The 18,874-nt window shown below is 44.0% G+C and carries 19 protein-coding genes and 1 pseudogene; 8 read left to right on the plus strand and 12 right to left on the minus strand.

The window, feature by feature from the left end; all coding sequences use genetic code 11:
* Positions 1 to 163: 163 nt before the first annotated feature.
* The 3 genes from QUB35_RS14860 to psaM all read right to left on the minus strand — a co-directional run bounded on the left by QUB35_RS14860 (position 164) and on the right by psaM (position 2,240).
* Complete coding sequence (locus QUB35_RS14860; protein ID WP_333142630.1) at positions 164 to 1,255, minus strand: RNA-guided endonuclease TnpB family protein; 1,092 nt, start codon at positions 1,253 to 1,255, stop codon at positions 164 to 166.
* 187 nt (positions 1,256 to 1,442) lie between these two features.
* Positions 1,443 to 1,859, minus strand: a complete 417-nt coding sequence (locus QUB35_RS14865) for a slr1601 family putative cell division protein (protein ID WP_333142631.1) — start codon at positions 1,857 to 1,859, stop codon at positions 1,443 to 1,445.
* A 285-nt stretch (positions 1,860 to 2,144) separates the two neighbouring features.
* On the minus strand, positions 2,145 to 2,240 hold the full coding sequence (psaM, locus tag QUB35_RS14870) for a photosystem I reaction center subunit XII (RefSeq protein WP_015174804.1): 96 nt from the start codon (positions 2,238 to 2,240) through the stop codon (positions 2,145 to 2,147).
* A gap of 397 nt (positions 2,241 to 2,637) precedes the next feature.
* On the opposite strand from psaM, the gene tnpB reads away from it, so the two are divergent.
* The 3 genes and pseudogenes from tnpB to QUB35_RS14885 all read left to right on the plus strand — a co-directional run.
* Positions 2,638 to 3,804 (plus strand): IS200/IS605 family element RNA-guided endonuclease TnpB, encoded by a 1,167-nt coding sequence (gene tnpB / locus QUB35_RS14875; protein WP_333142632.1) that lies wholly within the window; start codon positions 2,638 to 2,640, stop codon positions 3,802 to 3,804.
* Between the two features lie 134 nt (positions 3,805 to 3,938).
* On the plus strand, positions 3,939 to 4,709 hold the full coding sequence (locus QUB35_RS14880; protein WP_333142633.1) for a TerC family protein: 771 nt from the start codon (positions 3,939 to 3,941) through the stop codon (positions 4,707 to 4,709).
* Between the two features lie 489 nt (positions 4,710 to 5,198).
* A pseudogene (locus tag QUB35_RS14885) lies at positions 5,199 to 5,285 on the plus strand (Uma2 family endonuclease); the annotation flags it as partial.
* A 231-nt stretch (positions 5,286 to 5,516) separates the two neighbouring features.
* Here the strand turns inward: QUB35_RS14885 and QUB35_RS14890 are convergent.
* Positions 5,517 to 6,605 carry an ABC transporter ATP-binding protein gene (locus QUB35_RS14890; protein ID WP_333142634.1) on the minus strand — a complete coding sequence of 363 codons (1,089 nt, stop codon included), beginning with the start codon at positions 6,603 to 6,605 and terminating at the stop codon, positions 5,517 to 5,519.
* A gap of 126 nt (positions 6,606 to 6,731) precedes the next feature.
* Between QUB35_RS14890 and QUB35_RS14895 the strand changes: the two genes are divergently transcribed.
* Entirely contained in the window at positions 6,732 to 8,438 is a 1,707-nt protein-coding gene (locus QUB35_RS14895) for an iron ABC transporter permease (protein WP_333142635.1), read from the plus strand.
* A gap of 364 nt (positions 8,439 to 8,802) precedes the next feature.
* Positions 8,803 to 9,324: a pentapeptide repeat-containing protein gene (locus tag QUB35_RS14900; protein WP_333142636.1), complete on the plus strand. Its 522-nt coding sequence runs from the start codon at positions 8,803 to 8,805 to the stop codon at positions 9,322 to 9,324.
* A 65-nt stretch (positions 9,325 to 9,389) separates the two neighbouring features.
* Here the strand turns inward: QUB35_RS14900 and QUB35_RS14905 are convergent, their stop codons facing one another.
* From QUB35_RS14905 to QUB35_RS14925, 5 genes are all read right to left on the minus strand, one after another.
* Positions 9,390 to 10,439 carry a Fe(3+) ABC transporter substrate-binding protein gene (locus QUB35_RS14905; RefSeq protein WP_333142637.1) on the minus strand — a complete coding sequence of 350 codons (1,050 nt, stop codon included), beginning with the start codon at positions 10,437 to 10,439 and terminating at the stop codon, positions 9,390 to 9,392.
* Positions 10,440 to 11,100: 661 nt separating this feature from the next.
* Positions 11,101 to 12,576 (minus strand): glycogen synthase GlgA, encoded by a 1,476-nt coding sequence (gene glgA / locus QUB35_RS14910; RefSeq protein ID WP_333142638.1) that lies wholly within the window; start codon positions 12,574 to 12,576, stop codon positions 11,101 to 11,103.
* A gap of 198 nt (positions 12,577 to 12,774) precedes the next feature.
* Positions 12,775 to 13,074, minus strand: a complete 300-nt coding sequence (locus QUB35_RS14915; protein WP_333142639.1) for a hypothetical protein — start codon at positions 13,072 to 13,074, stop codon at positions 12,775 to 12,777.
* Positions 13,071 to 13,259, minus strand: coding sequence for a hypothetical protein (locus QUB35_RS14920; RefSeq protein WP_333142640.1), 189 nt, complete (start codon positions 13,257 to 13,259; stop codon positions 13,071 to 13,073). The genes QUB35_RS14915 and QUB35_RS14920 overlap by 4 nt, the downstream gene beginning before the upstream one ends.
* A 90-nt stretch (positions 13,260 to 13,349) precedes the next feature.
* The gene (locus QUB35_RS14925) at positions 13,350 to 14,078 is read right to left on the minus strand and encodes an AIM24 family protein (RefSeq protein WP_333142641.1); all 729 of its coding nucleotides are present in this window, start codon (positions 14,076 to 14,078) and stop codon (positions 13,350 to 13,352) included.
* Between the two features lie 180 nt (positions 14,079 to 14,258).
* Between QUB35_RS14925 and QUB35_RS14930 the strand changes: the two genes are divergently transcribed.
* On the plus strand, positions 14,259 to 15,755 hold the full coding sequence (locus QUB35_RS14930) for a glycosyl hydrolase family 57 (protein ID WP_333142642.1): 1,497 nt from the start codon (positions 14,259 to 14,261) through the stop codon (positions 15,753 to 15,755).
* Between the two features lie 149 nt (positions 15,756 to 15,904).
* Here QUB35_RS14930 and QUB35_RS14935 read toward each other — a convergent pair whose 3' ends face one another.
* Complete coding sequence (locus QUB35_RS14935) at positions 15,905 to 16,126, minus strand: hypothetical protein (RefSeq protein ID WP_333142643.1); 222 nt, start codon at positions 16,124 to 16,126, stop codon at positions 15,905 to 15,907.
* Between the two features lie 117 nt (positions 16,127 to 16,243).
* Between QUB35_RS14935 and QUB35_RS14940 the strand changes: the two genes are divergently transcribed.
* The gene (locus QUB35_RS14940; RefSeq protein WP_333300704.1) at positions 16,244 to 17,584 is read left to right on the plus strand and encodes an NACHT C-terminal helical domain 2-containing protein; all 1,341 of its coding nucleotides are present in this window, start codon (positions 16,244 to 16,246) and stop codon (positions 17,582 to 17,584) included.
* Between the two features lie 103 nt (positions 17,585 to 17,687).
* Here QUB35_RS14940 and QUB35_RS14945 read toward each other — a convergent pair whose 3' ends face one another.
* Entirely contained in the window at positions 17,688 to 17,987 is a 300-nt protein-coding gene (locus QUB35_RS14945; RefSeq protein WP_006633230.1) for a hypothetical protein, read from the minus strand.
* 46 nt (positions 17,988 to 18,033) lie between these two features.
* Positions 18,034 to 18,648: a DNA-3-methyladenine glycosylase gene (locus QUB35_RS14950; protein ID WP_333142645.1), complete on the minus strand. Its 615-nt coding sequence runs from the start codon at positions 18,646 to 18,648 to the stop codon at positions 18,034 to 18,036.
* Between the two features lie 20 nt (positions 18,649 to 18,668).
* On the opposite strand from QUB35_RS14950, the gene QUB35_RS14955 reads away from it, so the two are divergent.
* The gene (locus QUB35_RS14955; RefSeq protein ID WP_006633228.1) at positions 18,669 to 18,791 is read left to right on the plus strand and encodes a hypothetical protein; all 123 of its coding nucleotides are present in this window, start codon (positions 18,669 to 18,671) and stop codon (positions 18,789 to 18,791) included.
* Positions 18,792 to 18,874: the final 83 nt, after the last annotated feature.

Below are 18,874 nucleotides of genomic sequence, written 5' to 3' on the forward strand. Positions count from 1 at the left end.
GTCTGTCTCTGCGTTTGCTTCGCCACGACAGACAAGAATCATCCTAAAAACTGCTTCGTGAAACTTATCTAAACTTGTCTAAACTCATTTTTAGACACAATTCGAGTTCACTTCCTACGCTGTTGGGTAGACGGCTAATCCCAAGATAAGTAGGCTATTCCCCTCAAGCCGAGGGTTCCCAATTTAAAATATTCAAACTTGCGTTAAAATCCCGATCCAAAGATATGCCACAAGTAGGACAGTCAAAAGTCCGAACGCTTAGTGGCATATCTTTTTTTGTGCCACAATTTGAGCATGTTTTCGTACTAGGGAACCACGGGTCTACTAGCACTAAACTAGCTCCATACATTTGGCATTTGTAGTCGAGCTGACGTTTGAATTCGTAAAATCCCAGGTCAGATATTGCTCCAGCTAACTTATGATTCGCCATCATTCCTTGAACATTCAAGTTCTCAATCTTAATTAGCTTGAAAGTTTTAGCTAGGTAAGTTGTTAACTTGTGAAGGAAGTCTAAGCGAATACGAGCGACTCGTGCATGGATCTGACTAATTTTGTTGTAGGTTTTGCGCTGATTTCGAGAGCCTTTTACCTGTTTAGATGCTTGGCGCTGTAAAGTAGCAAGCTTGGTTTTCGCTTGCTTTAGCGGCTTTGGTGCATCAAAACTCTGTTGGGTTGATAGCGTGGCCGCATACTTGATGCCGACATCAATTCCCACAGAACCTTCAGACTGCCCACCGGGCAGGCGCTCTGCATCAACACAAAAGGAAACAAACCAGCGATTCCCTTCTTTTGAAACCGTAAAAGTTTGAGAAATAAAACCACATTCTAACGGCTCAAAAAGTCGAAAAGTTCCCAACGTAGGAATCTTGATAGTGCTACCAGCGACTAACAAAACTTTACCGTTAGATGAATCAACCGTAAAAGATTGACCGTCTCGGCGGCTGGCGAACTTCGGATGACCTGCTTTCCCCGAACGATATCGACTAAAAGCATCTTTTAAGTCAATCAAAGCGTTTTGATAAACTCGGCTAGACAACTGGTTCATCCAAGCAAATTCAGACGTTTTCTTGACGTGATTGGTGAGAACCTTCTTGACTTCGTTGAGTACCTTCGAGTCGGTAAATTTCCCCTCACTGTACATTTGAGTTCGCAGGCTCAACCCAAAATTGAAAACTACGCGCCGGAATCCTGCGTGTTTTGCCATCAACGTCGCTTCCTTGTTATTTAATTTTAGCGCCCGCTTGACAGCAAACATGAAACTTCCTCTCGGTGATTAACTGTGAATAAGTTTAGCAAAGTATTTGGCACTTAAGTTTTGCTCTTTTATTCAAAACTGATATCACGTCCGACAGATTCATCTGTCATTGTTCGCTGTGCGAACCAATGACATAAAAGAATGATGCACATCGGACGTGATATCCAAACCCAAAACAGCCCTTCCCTTAAGGTTGGGGGGTTGATTCCTCGGCGTCGGGCACCTCGGCTTCTTGCAAAATCACCGGACGCTGCTGCGGGTCAGCTTGGTTGCTTTGCTCTTGCATCACAGTTTTAGCAAGACTAGGGTCAAAGTAGCGGTTAAAGTCCGATCGCGACTGATTTACTCGCCCTTGGGTAAGATTGACTTCAGCTTGGATTTCGTGCAATTTTTCTTGCACCGCCCGGTAGTGAGGCCAAAGCTGAAGCAAAGCAGAAGTGGCACAGACTGAAAGTACCATGTTGACTGCCAACTTGACCCCTGTTTCGGCCGCGAGGGTTTGGTGAGGGTAGGAACGCTGGCGGCTGCTGTTGCGACGAGGAGTAACCCGAGGGGAGTTTTTTACAGGACGCAGTGGGGTAACGGTGGGTTGAATCGCTTGCATAATTTTTTTTCAAATACCTGAGACTGACGTTTTAGAGTTCAACAGAGCAAATTCTGAGCTTAACGCACACTCGCCGCTGTTTGTCAGGGTGCTGACAGCCAAAATTGTTGAGACAAAGGTGACGCCTTAAGACGGAATTTTCCCATAAAAATGCCTGCCCTTGCAGTCTCGTCTTGCGGAACACAAACAATCTACTGCACTGGGGCAGCAATTGTCTGTATCTGTAATGCGAGAGATTTAACTGGTCAGGCAGGCGTTTTGCAGTTCGCAACTGGTGTCTGGAAACTATTTGTACAGTTCAGTTGACAACCGGAAAGCCAAGATTCCGGGAATCAAAGCAATTACGAGCGCTACGTAGACTTGGGTATCTGTTAAAGACATATTCGCAAAACTCCTTTTCGCGGGGACGAGCTTTCACTAATTTGAGACAAATTGGCGCTTTTGGGAATCATTTGTTACAACTTGCAACACAAATGCTGCCTCCGGGGAGGAGTGGGGCAGTAGCGCAGTGGCGCAGTGGCGCTGTTTTTGAGTGTCGGAGGGGGAGAATTTTTCCTTGTTTCCTGGGACTGCTTCCTTCCGACGTTGTTGGGACGATCGCCTCGCACAGAACTACCGCGTTAGGTTAAGATTTAACTAATGCGAATGGGAAGTCTTGCGCTCTACCGAAGGTGAGCGTCGGGATGAAAACGCAGCCCGAAAATAAATTGAGCGAGAGCGAATCAATATCCTTTTTGTGCGCTATGATAATTTTATCGGTATTCTGCAACCTTGATAAATGTATAAAGCTTACAAGTACAGAATTTATCCCACAGATGAGCAAGATGTCTTGCTTGCAAAGTCTTTTGGCTGTGCGAGATGGTTCTGGAACTATGCTTTGAATCTATGTCAAGAAACTTACAAGAATACTGGCAAAGGACTATCTAGGGCATACATACAAGGCTTGCTCCCTGCACTCAAAAAAGAATACGAATGGTTAAAAGAACCTTATTCTCAATGCTTGCAGGTGGTTGCATTGAATTTATCTACTGCCTACAAAAACTTCTTTGACAAGATGGCGATGCTGCCCAAGTTCAAAGCCAAGCATGGCAGGCAGTCGATCAGCTACCCTCAAAATGTCAAATTCGACGGTGACTATATCAACCTACCTAAGATTGGTTTAGTTTTCTGTCGGCGACATCGTGATTTTGAGGGCGATATCAAGACCGTTACCGTATCTCGCAACCCGGACGGTAAACATTTTGTTTCTGTTTTGATTGACGATGGGAAAGAACAGCCTGAGTTAGTCCCAGCAGATAAAGCTATTGGCATTGACGTAGGGTTAACTCATTTTGCGATTACCAGTGATGGTTCTAAGTTCGGCAATCCCAAGTATTTCGTCAAACGTCAACGAAACTTAAAACGTAAACAACAAAAGCTCGATCGCAAAAAGAAAGGCAGTCAAAACAGGAAAAAGGCAAGACGGGCGGTGGCAAAAGTTCACTCCAAGATTGCCCGATGCCGGGAAGATTTTCTACAAAAGCTATCCCGCAAGATAGTTAACGAAAACCAAGTTATTGCAGTAGAAAATCTCAATATCAAAGGCATGGTCAAGAATCATAATTTAGCCAAAGCCATTAGTGATGTTGGCTGGGGTATGTTCTGCACAATGCTTAAGTACAAGGCCCAAAGTGAAGGTAAACAATACATTGAGATTGATCGATGGTTTCCTAGCTCAAAAACTTGTCATGCCTGCCTAAATCAAGTTGAGCATCTCACTCTTGATGTTAGGGCATGGACTTGTAAACATTGTGGTACTCATCATGACCGTGATGTAAATGCAGCCCTCAACATTAGAAATGAAGCCTTGCGGATTTTGGCGTTAGGAACTAGCGCTTCTGCCTGTGGAGGGGATGTAAGTCGATCTGGCAAAACTTCGGTTTTGTTGGACGCGCCGCCCCGTTGAATCAGGAAGCCAGCGCTGTACCAATGAAGTGGTCAGCGTCTGGTAGTTCACGTGAAGGTGACACTAATGTTAGACAGAGCGGGTAATTTGCGCTGCGCTCGACCCTTGCCAATTTTAGGTGCACAAAATAGTTAATGCTAGATCAATTTCTCGACGCTTCACCCAATTTTGGAGTTGACGGCTTTTTATTATTGTTGGTTTTGGTGGCTTTGGAGGCTGTACTTTCGGCTGACAACGCGATCGCCCTGGCGTCTATTTCTAAAGGTTTAGAAGATGCCAAGGATCAGCAAAGAGCTCTCAACTTGGGTTTGATAATTGCTTTTGTACTGCGGATCGCCCTAATTTTAACGGCTACTTGGGTGATCCAATACTGGCAGTTTGAGCTGCTTGGTGCTCTCTACCTGCTGTGGCTTGTTTTCCAACATTTTACTTCAGAGACAGACTCCGAAGGAGAACATCACGGGCCCAGATTTGCGTCTGTGTGGCAAGCAATTCCCATGATTGCTTTTACGGATTTAGCGTTTTCATTGGATAGCGTTACTACTGCGATCGCTGTGTCTGACAACACTTTTATCGTCGTAACAGGCGCTACTATTGGAATTATTGCCCTGCGATTCATGGCCGGGTTGTTCATCCGCTGGCTGGATGAGTTCGTTCACCTAGAAAGTGCTGGTTACATCACAGTTGGGTTCGTGGGAATGCGGTTGTTGGTGAAAGTAATTAATCCCGATTTAGTTCCTCCGCAATGGCTGTTAGTTTCCAGTATTGTCTTGATGTTTATCTGGGGATTTTCTAAGCGTACTCCTGAGTCAGTCGAGATTGCAAAATCTCTAGAAATGGCTCTCACTCAGCCGGATTCAGAAGTTGCACTGCCGGAATCGCAAGGACAAAAGTCCGAAAATTAACATACTTTCATTTGAATAAAATTAGCTTAAATCTGTCAAGCCCACAAGATTGAAGGCTGGTCAAAACGTGCAAAAGCCTTTCATCCCCAGACTAAAGTCACCGGGATGAAAGGCTTTTATGTTGTAATATTGTTTCCGATACTTTTTTGCTAACATTTGCTAACAAATACATAAGTTGAGATCCTATCTCAACCAAGGCGTATCAACCGATGCCCGTAGAAATTTCTACAAGCACTTATATTCTTGCCTTCAGCTTGGTTATCGCTTACAGCCCCACGCCAATCTGATTATTTGCTTTGATAATGTAGAGGCAACTTATTTATATAGCGGTTGCGTACTACCAAGGTTTTTCACCTACATCTGAGTGGCTAAATTCATTCTATATGACATGAAGACCAGAAGGCAAATGTAAGTGATTGTTAGCAAATGTCAGAAAAAGTCTTACTGTTAATCAACCTTCAGTAGCCGATCGAACTTATGGAACTAAACTTGGCCCTATGGGAAGGCAGTTACCAAAATCAGACTCAGCAATGGTTACGGTGGTGGGATAGCGAGGGGAATTTGTTGCTGACGGGGTTGGTGGTATATTGGCGATCGATCCAGATCTGATTTTAGCCTTGGTGGTTGCTGTATTTTTTGAGGCTTTAGGGAAATAAGGCGGGCGAGGGGAAGGAGTTGCAGGCGATCGCATTCACCTGTCGGGAAAAAATGTAACCTTCCTGTTGAGTGGCTGCAAATAACCTTTTCTACATAGGGCAACGGTTTGAGATTCTTTTTGCGAGATGTCTATTAGCAATTAGTCCTTAGCTATGACCTAGGCTTACCGACAAAGAAAGCTAAGGGAGAATTATCACCACAAGATAACCGAACTTTAGAACCAATGGGAAAAACATTTCCTGTGGTTGTGAGGGCATATAACTTTTCGCCCGAAGGTGTTTTTAAACAATAACGATTTTCTCTACCTAAAAACTGACGATCGCAAACCACAACAGCCGAATCTTCATCTAAGTATAAACTCAAGTCTTCCTGCCGGATCATCAATTCTCCTTCAGTAGAAACATCACAAGGAACTTGTGAAGATGAATATCCTTTAACAGCAAAACAACCTACTTCTGTTTCCCAAAAATCCTGCTTCAGCGATGCAGACACAAAATTAGCTTGCGTCACAAACTCAGCCACAAATCGAGATGCAGGTTCTTGATAAACTTCCTCTGGAGTGCCAAACTGTTCTAATTGGCCTTGACGCATCACCGCTACCCAATCGGAAATCGAAAGTGCTTCTTCGCGATCGTGGGTGACAAATACACCAGAGGTTCCCGTTGCTTTGAGAATCTCGCGGACTTCCTGACGCAATCTTAACCGTACTTGTACATCTAAATTACTCAATGGTTCATCTAGTAAAATAATCGCAGGTCTAGGGGCTAACGCACGGGCCAGGGCTACTCGCTGTTGCTGACCCCCGGATAATTCATGGGGATAACGGTTTTCCAATCCTTCTAATCCCACCAACGCTAATGCTTCGGTGACACCTTTCTGAATATTATGCTTTGACTCTTTTCCTTGATGCGTCAAGCCAAAAGCTACATTTTTCGCGACTGTCAAATGGGGGAAGAGTGCATAGTCTTGAAACACCATACCAATGTCTCGCTGTTCCGGCGGCACTGACATATTAACACTGGCTACAGTTTTCCCTGCTAGGGCGATCGTCCCTGCTTGTAGCTGTTCAAAACCCGCAATTAACCGCAGCAACGTTGTTTTCCCACAACCCGATGGCCCCAACAACCCCAGTATATCTCCTTGATGTAATGTCAGGGTGACAGATGCCACCGCAGGTGATGCTGCTTGGGCATACTGTTTTGTTACACCATCCAACTGCAGAATTATAGGTGGAGCCATTATTGCCATAAATAATCAACAACTTACTATTCTACAATAAACCTGTTTAGTGATATAAATTGTCAGAAAGACTTGACAAATGTTTACACGTACTGATAAACTAGCAAGCTAGACAATTTACTAGCGATGAAAAATTCCCAAAAATCACTACAGCAAACAGGAATCAGGACAATCCAATGGCTATCGACCTTACGCGGTTTATCCGCTAGTGGGTGGACGCTTGCGGTTATTGCTTTAGCATTGCCGATCGCCATACCAGTTTTCAGTGTCTTATCCAGTATCTTTGTGGAAGCTAAAGATACATGGCAACATCTAACCGATACAGTTTTAACTCGTTATATCATCAACTCTTTTTGGTTAATGATCGGTGTAGGCTTTGGTGTTGTCGTGATTGGGGTAGGATGTGCGTGGCTAGTAACAATGTGTCGCTTTCGGGCCAGTCGCGTATTTGAATGGGCATTACTGTTACCCTTAGCGGCCCCAGCTTATGTGCTAGCTTATACTTATACAGACTTTTTAGAATTTTCAGGCCCAGTTCAAAGTGCTTTGCGTTATATTTTTGGCTGGAGTTATGGAGACTATTGGTTTCCTAACGTGCGATCGCTCCCTGGAGCAATCTTAATGCTAATCTTAGTTTTATATCCCTACGTCTACCTATTAACAAGAGTTGCCTTTTTGGAGCAATCAACTTGTACCCTAGAAGCTAGTAGAATACTCGGCTGTAGCCCTTGGCGGAGTTTTATGACAGTTGCCTTACCAATGGCTAGACCAGCAATTGTTGCAGGTTTAGCACTGGCTTTGATGGAAACTCTCAACGATTATGGTACTGTTCAGTATTTTGGAGTTGATACATTCACCACAGGTATTTATCGGACTTGGTTTGGCATGGGAGAACGAATTGCTGCCAATCAATTAGCTGCCCTGCTATTATTATTTGTTCTGGGTTTAATTTTACTAGAACGCTGGTCTCGAAGTCGGACTAAATATTATCAAGCTAGCAGCCGCTATCGCCAACTACCAACTTATCAACTTAAAGGAATCCGGGAAATTTTAGCGGTAATGGCTTGTTTCCTGCCGCTGTTTTTTGGTTTTTTATTGCCAGCAGGTCTTTTAGGCAAGTTGACTTTAGCTAATTGGCAAGTCACTTTAGATGAACGTTTTTGGATCTTTGCCCGTCATAGTTTAATTTTGGCAACACTGACAGCAATATTAGCCGTAGTTATTGCCTTGATTATGGCTTATGGCTTACGGTTATATCCTAATTTAGGAGTGCAGTTAGGAACTAGAGTTGCGGCAATGGGCTATGCTGTACCTGGTTCTGTGATTGCAGTGGGGATTATGGTTCCCATTGGAAAATTTGACAATCTATTTGATAGTTGGATGCGTGAAAACTTGGGGATTTCTACAGGCTTGTTGTTAAGTGGTACGATCGCAGCTTTGGTATTTGCTTATATAGTTCGCTTCCTAGCTGTTTCTTTAAATGCGGTAGAGTCAAGTTTGAGCAAAATTAAGCCTAATTTAGATGATGCGGCGAGAAGTTTGGGTTATAGCCCGATGCAAACTTTAGTTACAGTTCATACACCAATGATGACGGGAGGTTTACTAACGGCCATGATGTTAGTATTCGTTGATGTAATGAAAGAGTTACCTGCTACTATAATTATTAGACCTTTTAACTTTGATACCTTGGCTGTGCGAACTTATCAACTTGCCTCAGATGAGCGATTGGCGGAAGCTTCTGGCCCAGCCTTGGCAATTGTTTTAGTGGGGATGTTACCGGTTATTTTATTAAGTTGGAAAATTGCGCGATCGCGCAAGTCTTCAACACTATAACCGCCAAATCTCTTCCCTGCTTGCACAGGTGATTGATTCTTTTAAAGCTATAGTCCGACAGGGGTTGAAACCCCTGTCTCATAGCGAAAGTCGTCTGAAGACGACTATACAGCTAGGATTTCAGTCGGTTTCAACTCACATCTTGCACCACTCTCAATTACTTGTTTAGGAACAGGCTTTTCGGCCTGTTCCACAAGAAAATCTACTGTTTGTGGAACGGGCATCTTGCCCGTTCTTGACAATGGTGCAAGATGTCGGTTTCAACCGACTTTAGCTATTAGACAGGGAATAATTTATTCCCTGGCGGGTTTCAGGAGAATGTATCAACCCTTCTTCCATCTTCCTTTTTCCTTCATAAATCAAGATGATTAATAAAAACTTAGCAATGTTTAACCGCACTACTGGCACAATCTCCTTCTTACTGCTTACTATTTTTGTCACCTTTGGATGCCAAAAACAGGCGGCCAGCCCTCTCGAAACATTACAAAAAACTAAGCAATGTCCAGGATGTGACCTGACTGATACTAAGTTAAGTGACATTGATTTAACAAGTGCTAATCTCAACGGTGCTAAGTTGGAAGGTGCTATGCTAGAAAATGTCAAACTTAATGAAGCCTTACTCGATAGCGTCAATCTCAAAGGTGCAAATTTAAAAGCTGCTTCTCTGGAAAAAGCAGGTTTATTTTCTGCTGATCTCACAAATGCTGATTTGAGTAATGCAAATCTCAAGGGGGCTTTTTTGCGAGGGGCAAAACTGAATAATGCCAATCTTAGTAATGCCGATTTAAGTGAAACTGACTTAAATAGTGCTGATTTGACTGGGGCAAACCTGAAAGGGGCCAACCTGAAAGGCGCTATCATGCCGGATGGTAAAATTAAAAATTAAAGTTTATGGGATTCGGCGGTTTCAACCGCCGAATCACAAAGAGTAGCTTCTTGTTCAAAAAGCCTCTATTTCCATCCTGCCCGATCGGCAACCTTTAAAGCTTCGGGGTTATTTTTCCCAAACACATCAGGGTTGAGAGGGTCAGATTTGAATGTACCAAAACTTGCCACTACAGGATCGATCGCCACACCTGAAATCACAGGGTATTCGTTATTACTCCTAGCAAAAATTTGTTGCGCTTCGCGACTGGCTAAGTGTTCCAAGAATTTGGTCGCGCCTGCTTTGTTACGGGAGGTTTTGACTACACCTCCACCACTAATATTGACGTGGGTACCGCGATCGCGCTGGTTCGGGAAAAATACACCTACTTTCGCCGCGATCGCTTTTTCTGCTGGATCTTTCGATTTCATTAAGCGAGCTACATAATAGGTATTAACAATGGCAATATCGCCTACCCCATCAGCAACAGCCTTGATTTGCGCCGTATCATTTCCCTCTGGAGGACGCGCAAAATTAGCCACCAATCCTCGTGCCCAAGCTTCTGTTTTTTGAGCTCCATGAACCGCTAACATAGCCCCAACCAGAGACTGATTATAGATATTAGTGGACGATCGCACTAAAACTTTGCCTTTCCACCGAGGTTCTGTCAGCGCCTCATAGGTTGACAATTGGGTCGGGTTCACCTTGCTTTTGTTATAAACAATCACCCGTGCCCGGCGCGATAGACCAAACCAGAAACCTTGAGGATCTCGCAAACTTGCTGGAATTGCCGATGTCAGGATTGTTGAAGAAACAGGTTGCAGAATACCTGCTTGTTTTGCCCGCCACAAACGCCCACCATCCACCGTGATAAAAACATCAGCAGGGCTATTTGCACCTTCACTTCTGATCCGTTCAATTAGTTGGTCAGCATCCGCCTCAACGAGGTTAACCTTGATCCCAGTTTTTTTGGTGAAGCTTTGGTACAACTCATTATCAGTGTCGTAGTGACGTGCTGAATAAAGGTTGAGAGTCCCGGTTTGGGCTGCGACAGGGGCTTTTTTGCTTAGTTCCCCCACGGCCACGACAGCCATTGCTGTACCGCTGGCAAGAAAAATACGCCGAGAAATGCTCATTGTTCTATAATGATAGATTTTTTCATCTGGTAATTGACACGATGGTCTCTCTACAGCCATCTATAGTCAGTGCTTTACTATATTAATGCAAGTAATTCTTATTTGATGATCGAGATCGTAACTATTTTAGGGCTGACGCACTGCTGGTCAATCGATTTTAGATTTTAGATTTTAGATTTTAGAGGCGACCCCACGGATAAATGCTCTTTCTTGAGGATTTTCGATTTTCGATTTTGGATTGATTCCACGGATAAATCACGTGGCGGGTACCACCTTTGAAATTCGTGGTCAGAAATCCGGTCTCGACTTCGCTCAACCGGCAATTTTTTTTTACGCAAAGACTTTTTTATAAGCTGTCGGGCATCTTGCGTTGTATTTTTCGGGCGGGCGGGACGCCCAACCCCTACTCCCCACAACAATTTCATCTGAGATGTTGCACCATTCTCAATAAGCCTTTTATGAACAGGCTGGACGGCCTGTGAAGCGAGAAAACTCATTCTTTGTGGAACGGGCCCCAGAGCCCGTTCTTGACAATGGTGCAGCATCTGAGATCCTAAGCTGTCAGGCATTTAAATTGCATATTCAGGGCGGGCGAGACGCCCACCCCACAAGACTTAGATTGTTTGTTGACATTCTATTTAAATGCTGAACAGCTTACGGATTATTTGTGTCTAATTAGCTCGTAAATTTCCACATAGTCTTTAGCTGGATAGTTCCACGAATTGTCACAATTCATGCCTTGAAGCATGAGTTTTTCAAATTCATCATGATAGTCATACCACAATCCGATCGCGCGATCGAGCGCCGACTCTAAAGCGTAGTAGTCGCTTTGGTAAAACACGTAACCGTTGCGTTCTTCCGGTAGGTGGCGGGTGTCGTAATCTCGATCGAACACAGTATTCACCAAACCGCCAACTCCCCGCACCACAGGAACAGTGCCGTACCTCAACCCGATCATCTGAGTCAGCCCGCAGGGTTCGTAATTACTGGGAACCACAATCATATCCCCACCGGCGTAAATTAAGTGCGACAGTTCCTCATTAAAACCTAGTTCTAAATGGCAGTCTGGATTATCATTTAAAAACTGTCTTTCGTGCTGGAAATGCGCGTTAATTCCCGCTTCCGTCGCGGAACCCAAAAGCACGAATTGCGCTCCCTTACTCAGAGAGTAATAAATTGCATGGTGGACGAGATGAACGCCTTTTTGGTCGTCCAAACGACCGATAAAGGTAATAATAGGCTTGTCAGCATCGCGCAGTAACAGCCGATCGCGCAAAGCTTTTTTTGTTTTGGCTTTTCCTGCCAAATCCTCCTGATTGTAGTGGTGAGGAATATAGCGATCGCCATCGGGATTCCAGACATCATAATCAATGCCGTTGAGCACCCCGCGAAACTTCTCTTGATATAAATGCAATGTGTGGCCCAAACCGTAGCCACACTCGCCCATATGAGCTTCCCAAGCGTGGTGCGGCGAAACTGTGGTGACAAAGTTCGAGTAAACAATCCCACCTTTCATAAAGTTGATAGCAAAAGGGTTAAAGTTATCTCGGAGGCGATCGTAATCAAAATAATAATCCGGTCTGTGCAAACCCGTTGCTTGCAAAATATCGCTACCTCCCATGCCTTGATGTTTGAAATTGTGAATGGTATAGCAGACTCGCTGATATTCCATCCAATTGTATTTGTAAATTTCAAACAGCAAGACTGGCACCAAACCAGTTTGCCAATCATGACAGTGAATCACATCGGGACGTTTGTTGCTTCTGAGCAAAAATTCCAAAGCGGCTTTGCTGAAAAATGCAAACCGCATATTGTCGTCATTGCACCCGTAATAACAGCCGCGATTAAAAAAGTTATCTTGAGAGCGAGGTTCGATGAAAAAACACAACTGCCCGTGCACCCAGCCGCACAACACATCGCAGAGGATTTCGCCGCCGTACCAGGGCACAGCCAAATCCCGGTAGGCCTCGTGAAGTCCCCAAATGTGGTCGTACCTCATGCAGTCGTACTTCGGTAGAATAATCTCGACGCAGTGGCCGGAATTCTGTAACTCCCGACTCAAGCCGTAAACTACGTCGCCCAAACCCCCTGCTTTGATGACGGGGGCGCACTCTGAGGCAATTTGTACTATGTACATTTTTTTTTGTCGCTCCTGGATGAATCAAAAAGATATTTTCTTAACATGACAAAGTATATGGTTTCTCGCCAAATAAGCAAGTAGGCCATTGGGAATACAGGGCGATCGGGCTCCCAGAAGCCGAATTTGCGGCGGTTGCGATCGGCGATATCGTTTCGGCATTGCTGCAACTCGATCGCAAATTCCGCAAAACATAACTCATCTTCTCACATTTGTCAACTCAATCTTTTGAGTCAAATCGCCATTTGTCTCGTCTAGTTCCGAATAGCGATCGAATAACTCACTCAAAGCTTCTTCTCCAACAATTTCTCCATTACTGACAAACTTCTCTACCTCCACCGAACCATCACTCAAAAATTCAATTTCCCACCGTTCCCCAGGTACAGCTACAATTACCATCAGAGCTTCATCGCGATGATGCGCTAAACTGTAATCGATAGCCTGTTTTTGCAATTTTTGCAAAAATAATATTACTTGGTCAAATCCATTATTTTTCATCTATCAAATCTCCGATCGCTCAACAATTTGCGAACCATCTTAAAGCCGGGGAGATTTTCTTCAGCACCTCTTTCTATTTGCTCCCATATCATTTCGCTAAATTCTTCCCAACTTGGCGAATTTGCCGGAAGCTGTGCTTGTTTTCTACTACCTTTTTTACCTTTGAGAATCTCAGACACTTTCATGCCTGCAAATTTGTGTGCGATGTTTCTTCCTCCTTATCTTACATAAATCCCACTCATCATTCTCATACCGCTCGACAAAAATGCAACAACTTATCCCAAACCCATAGCATCATTTTCACATACTAATAATTTACCTTTCCCCTGATAATACCAAACATAACCCTCTCCACCGCCTTTGCCAAAATGACCTAATTTTCGATAATCTTCTTCAATCCCCTTGGTAAATCCTTTCACCAAATCGCAATCAGCTATCAAAGTTTCACCTTGTTTGAGTTCGACAACCTTAGCCGGTGAATTTGTAGCAGCTACAACTATAGCTTTTTGCTCGCGCAAAGCTGTAACAGCAATTCTCCACCTACCGTCATTAGAAGCAGCCACTTGTCGGAATTTCAGTTTTTTAGCACCGATAACTACATTGTCCGAACAAAACTGAAATACACCATCATCAAATTCCCACTGCTCTGCATCCAAAAGCTCGATCGGCGTATAATGCAGGAAATTCCCTTTTTGTCTCGGTTCCAGTTTCACCGTACCAGTTCCTTGATATACGGGAGCGTTGTAGTCCATTTCCGTAGTCAACGATACCCACATATCTTTTAAACGGTTATCCGTTTTATAAACACCGGAAGTCAATTTTCCCATACACCAATGCAGCGCACCTTTTTGAATAATCACTCCCGAATTGTTCAAGTGAATTTCCGCTTGCTGAACCAACGGAATATTTTTAGTTGGATGGTAAAACTTGTTGGTTTCTTTATTGATGTTATTTTGGACGTACCACAAATCCGTCGGTTCCAAAAGCTTGATTTCGTATTTCATAATTTACCTCGCCTATTTACGTGAAATGTGTTAAACATTTTACCCAAGATTAGGAGCTTCTGCGCTCCCGGACTTATCTTGGGTAATTTATCTTTTGCAGACATCCTCTGCTACTGTTAAAGTATCTAGCTATCTTAGCAATAGCAGACAGCGCCCCTCCACAATTGTTGAGAAAAATTTATGCCTGCGATCGCACAATCTCCCAATTTACCCATTTTACAAGAAATCAACTCAGGATTACCCCATATTTGCGGCTCCGAAGCAGAAATTAATGCCGCAGCCAATAGCAACGAACCAATCTTTCTACCTACCACAAATCTGCGCCTGGAAAATATTCAAGCCGGATTCGCCTGCGCCCTGCATATGCACCAACCCACCATTCCTGCGGGTGCAAACGGCGAACTGATCGGCAATCTCCAGCATATGTTTGAACATCCCAACCAAGGAGACAACCACAACGCCGCAGTCTTTGCTTGGTGCTATTCTCGCATGGGAGAATTTATCCCCCAACTGATTGCCGAAGGCTGCAACCCGCGAATTATGCTCGACTATTCGGGCAACTTATTGTGGGGATTGCGCCAAATGGGACGCGACGATATCTTTGATAATCTCAAGCGGATTACCTGCGATCCTCAATATCAACCTCACGTAGAATGGCTGGGGACAATGTGGAGTCACGCCGTCATTCCCTCAACTCCCATTCCCGACATCAAACTCCAAATTCAAGCATGGCAACATCATTTTGCCGCTATCTTTGGCATTGATGCCCTGAAGCGCGTCAAAGGTTTTTCGCCCCCAGAAATGCACTTTCCCAATCACCCAGATACACTTTACGAATACATCAAAGCTTTGAAAGAATGCGGCTATCGCTGGCTGATGGTGCAAGAACATTCTGTAGAAAATCCAGACGGTTCGGGATTGTCGCAAGACCAAAAATATATTCCCAACCGTTTAGTTGCCCGCAATTCTCGCGGCGAAACAATCAGTATTACTGCTTTGATTAAAACCCAAGGTTCAGATACGAAATTGGTCGGTCAAATGCAGCCTTATTACGAAGCCAAAGGACGCAATAAACAGCAAATTGGCAATATCACAGTCCCTTCTTTAGTTACTCAAATTGCCGACGGCGAAAATGGCGGCGTGATGATGAATGAATTTCCCAGCGCTTTTGTCAAAGCTTGGCACGAAAACCGCGAACAAGGCGGGGGAAAATCCGGCGTTGTCGGTTTAAACGGCACTGAATATTTGGAGATAATTGAAGCGGCGGGTGTTAATCCTGATGATTATCCCATTTGTCAAGGGGTTAACCAGCACAAAATCTGGCATCTAGTCGATGCTGATAGTGCGACGCCGGAAAAAGTGGAAAGTGCGATCGCCCAACTCAAGCAAACAGACCATAATTTTCACATGGATGGTGCTTCTTGGACTAACGATTTGAGTTGGGTGAAAGGCTACGAAAATGTTTTGGAACCGATGAATCTACTCAGCGCTGCATTTCACAAAAAGTACGATGCGCTGTTGCAGCAAGATGCCACCGTTACCAAGCAGTTTGAATACCAGCAAGCTTTGCTGTACAATTTGTTGCTGCAAACAAGCTGTTTTCGCTATTGGGGACAGGGAACTTGGACTGATTACGCGCGGGAACTTTACAACTGCGGCGCTGCTTTAATGAAATAGGAAAAGTTGGTAATTGCGATCGGGCAAATAGCTTGGATCAATTATTAGCGTTCGTATTTATGCAGGAACACTATATATAGTGTTCCTGCATAAGTCCTGTGTAAAGTGAGGCTCGCAAGATGCACACCCACTAGATGACGTGAGTTTCGTTAAACTTTGGTCAGGAGTTCGTAAATAGCTGTTTTTGTTGTCGTCGATTTGACTACTCCAGCATCCTGGATATATTGCAAGAGGCGTAGGGCTTCTTCAAGTTTGTTGGTAGCATCCATAACGAGTGGATGACGAGACACTTTGAGGTCTTTGATCAAGGTGGAGATTGGCTTGTCTATGCAAAGAGATAGCTGCTGATGGTTGGATTGCTGTCTGGTCATATCTTTTAGACTTTTGAATCACTACATATATAGCTTTACACTCCCATACCTAGTTGGTTCCAAACAAAGGTTAGGAAATTTGTTAGGATTATCTGTTAGGGACTCGATCGTGTGGTAATGATGGTACGCACTCCAGATTCATCCGAAGACTTATTTGCCGAAGCCGCAACTAATTGGGATCTGCAAAAGTTATACAAAGACTTAGCTGTTGCCAAGCGAGAGTTTGCGCCTCACATGAAACGGGAACTCACAGAAATAGAAAAGAAACATCTGCGTGGATTACTGTGTGGTTATAGTCCTGCTGAAATATCTGAAAAGCTATATAAAAATTCTAGAGGAGTGGAAGCTGACCTCTGCAAGACAATATATCGGTATGTAGAACAACTGACAAAACGACAACCCAAGACGCTAAAAAATTGGCGGGATATTCCTGAATGGTTAGAACAAATTGGATACAAAATACAGGTATTTGATGCCGTTGATGGTAAGAAATTGATCGCATTCTCTCCTTCAGATGATTTAAGTGATATTGAACTTGTCTCTGACTTATTGGTAAAAAGAACCTGGAAAAAATCCTTTTTTTCTCATCAAATATTTCAAGAGTATTTGAGTGCCGAAGAATTGGTAAGCTCTCAACAGGGTTGTCAGCAACTCGTCCTTCACATAACTGAACCACGGTGGCGACAAGTATTTTTGGAGGCTTCTAATAAATTGTCTGCAGCAGATAGTTTATTTCAACTAATGAAGCAACAAGTTGATATGCTCATCACTACTGATAAAAAACTCCAGGCATTTCTCAGGTGGGTAAGTAAAAAATCGAATTCAGTGAATGTTTCTTACAAACCAGCAGCCGTTCGTCTTTTTTACCTTACCCGCGCTCGCGCTATTGCTATGGCCAGCGACCCAGACTGTGCTGTTGGCGGCGCTATTGGTAGCCTTATTGAGGTTACTACCACTAACACTATTGCCACTGGCTTGGATATTGATATCAACACTAGAACTGACCTAGACATTTCTATCGACTATATAAGTGCTATTGCTATTAGTAGAGCGATTGCTACCAATACAGCCATTAATATTATCAATTCCGATCTTATTCTCAATGCTATCACTAAAACTCTCGATGAGTTCCTAAAACAAAATACTAATTCTGAGTTTAATGAAGCAATTGAAGAGTTTAAAAATTACTTACCTATTTCAAATAGAGAGATATTTAGGGAATGGTGGCTAAACAATGGTTTAGAGTGGACTAAAAACTTAAGAGATGTGATAATTCAGTATCGTGATATCGGTCAGGACTGGCAGTTCACAGAATCGCAAAAAGAATTGCTTGTTCAGTATTATCAGGCTAGTAAATTTTTGATGGAATGCCTAAACAGTGGTTGTAACGTCTCACCTGAAGTCCGATCGCACATCGAAGACAACCTATTTTTACCCCTTAATTCCTCGCTCAGCTAGAAAAAACAGGGGAAAAGATGCTCAAGCTGACCGGGACTGTCACTCCGTCAGAGTTGAGTCTCAATTTCCCCATGCCCGATGCCCGATTCCCGATTCCCGATTCCTACATTTCCTGCATCAACCGCAAATAGTTTTGCCGCATTTGCGTCATATTTTCCATCATTCTATTAGCCATATCTTTCTCAACATCGCTCATTTGCTGCCAAAATAAAGCCGATCGCCTCGCCATAATTGCTTCTTCCCAAAGCATCTCCAAAAGTTGCGCCGCCATTGGGTTTTCAGCATCGATAATCCCACACAATTGCTCGAAAGCCCGGTTGGCTTCGGTGTGAGTGCTAACATCCTGAACCAGGCTTAGGCATTTTTTGAGTTGTACGATCGGGTTTTCAGAAGAGTAAGCCATAATTTCACGAAGATAAGCGACAAAATTTACAATGATACCTTTGACATTACAAGAGTTGTGACACAGCCGTACAGTTCCCTAAATACCAGCGCCAAGGCAAATCCATTCCTTGAGAAATCCCGATCCGCGTAGTTTGCACAAAATTTATTGTACCCTCCTCCACAGCTTGCTGAAAGCGCTCGCTCCGGTGTTCCAACCGCAGCGGTTGGCCTGCACCCAAGGGAAAACCGCTTAAAGTTCGATCGATCCCCAGTACCTTACACAGTTTCCCAGGCCCGGCGGCGAGGCGCGATCGCTTCTTCTCAGGAATTGCAGCGAATTCTTTGGGAACCACATCTACCTGCAAAGCTCGAATCAGCACAGCACTAGCAACTCCCTCTGCATCCGTCACGACATTAAAGCAATGGTACATCCCGTAGATTAAGTAAACGTAGCTCATACCCGGAGGCCCGAACATCACCTCATTGCGAGAAGTGCGCTTTCGGTAAGCGTGACAAGCGGGATCTCCCGGGCCGTAAGCTTCGGTTTCGACAATAATTCCCCGAATTGTCTCGCCGTCAGGAAACTGCCGCACCAGAGTACAGCCGAGCAAATCTGGCGCTACGCTGGTAGATGGCCGCGCCAGCCAAAAAGATTCTACAATCTGAGTATTTGCACTCACTCAACAACAGCAGGTAAATTATGGACGTTAAGTTAGTTTTAGCAGTCTTGACAGCAGTTTTCACCGTTTGCTGTCTGTTCTTCGGCACAAAAAACGGATTCTACGATACTGACAAGTATCATGGTAACGGTTCTGCTCACTAATTTTAGGCGATTGTTAGTTGCTTAAAAAAACCGCCGCCTGTCAGTCAGGCGACGGTTTTTTTTTATGAACCACAGAGGCCACA

Source organism: Microcoleus sp. B13-B6 (assembly GCF_036705405.1).
Classification (GTDB): Bacteria; Cyanobacteriota; Cyanobacteriia; order Cyanobacteriales; family Microcoleaceae; genus Microcoleus.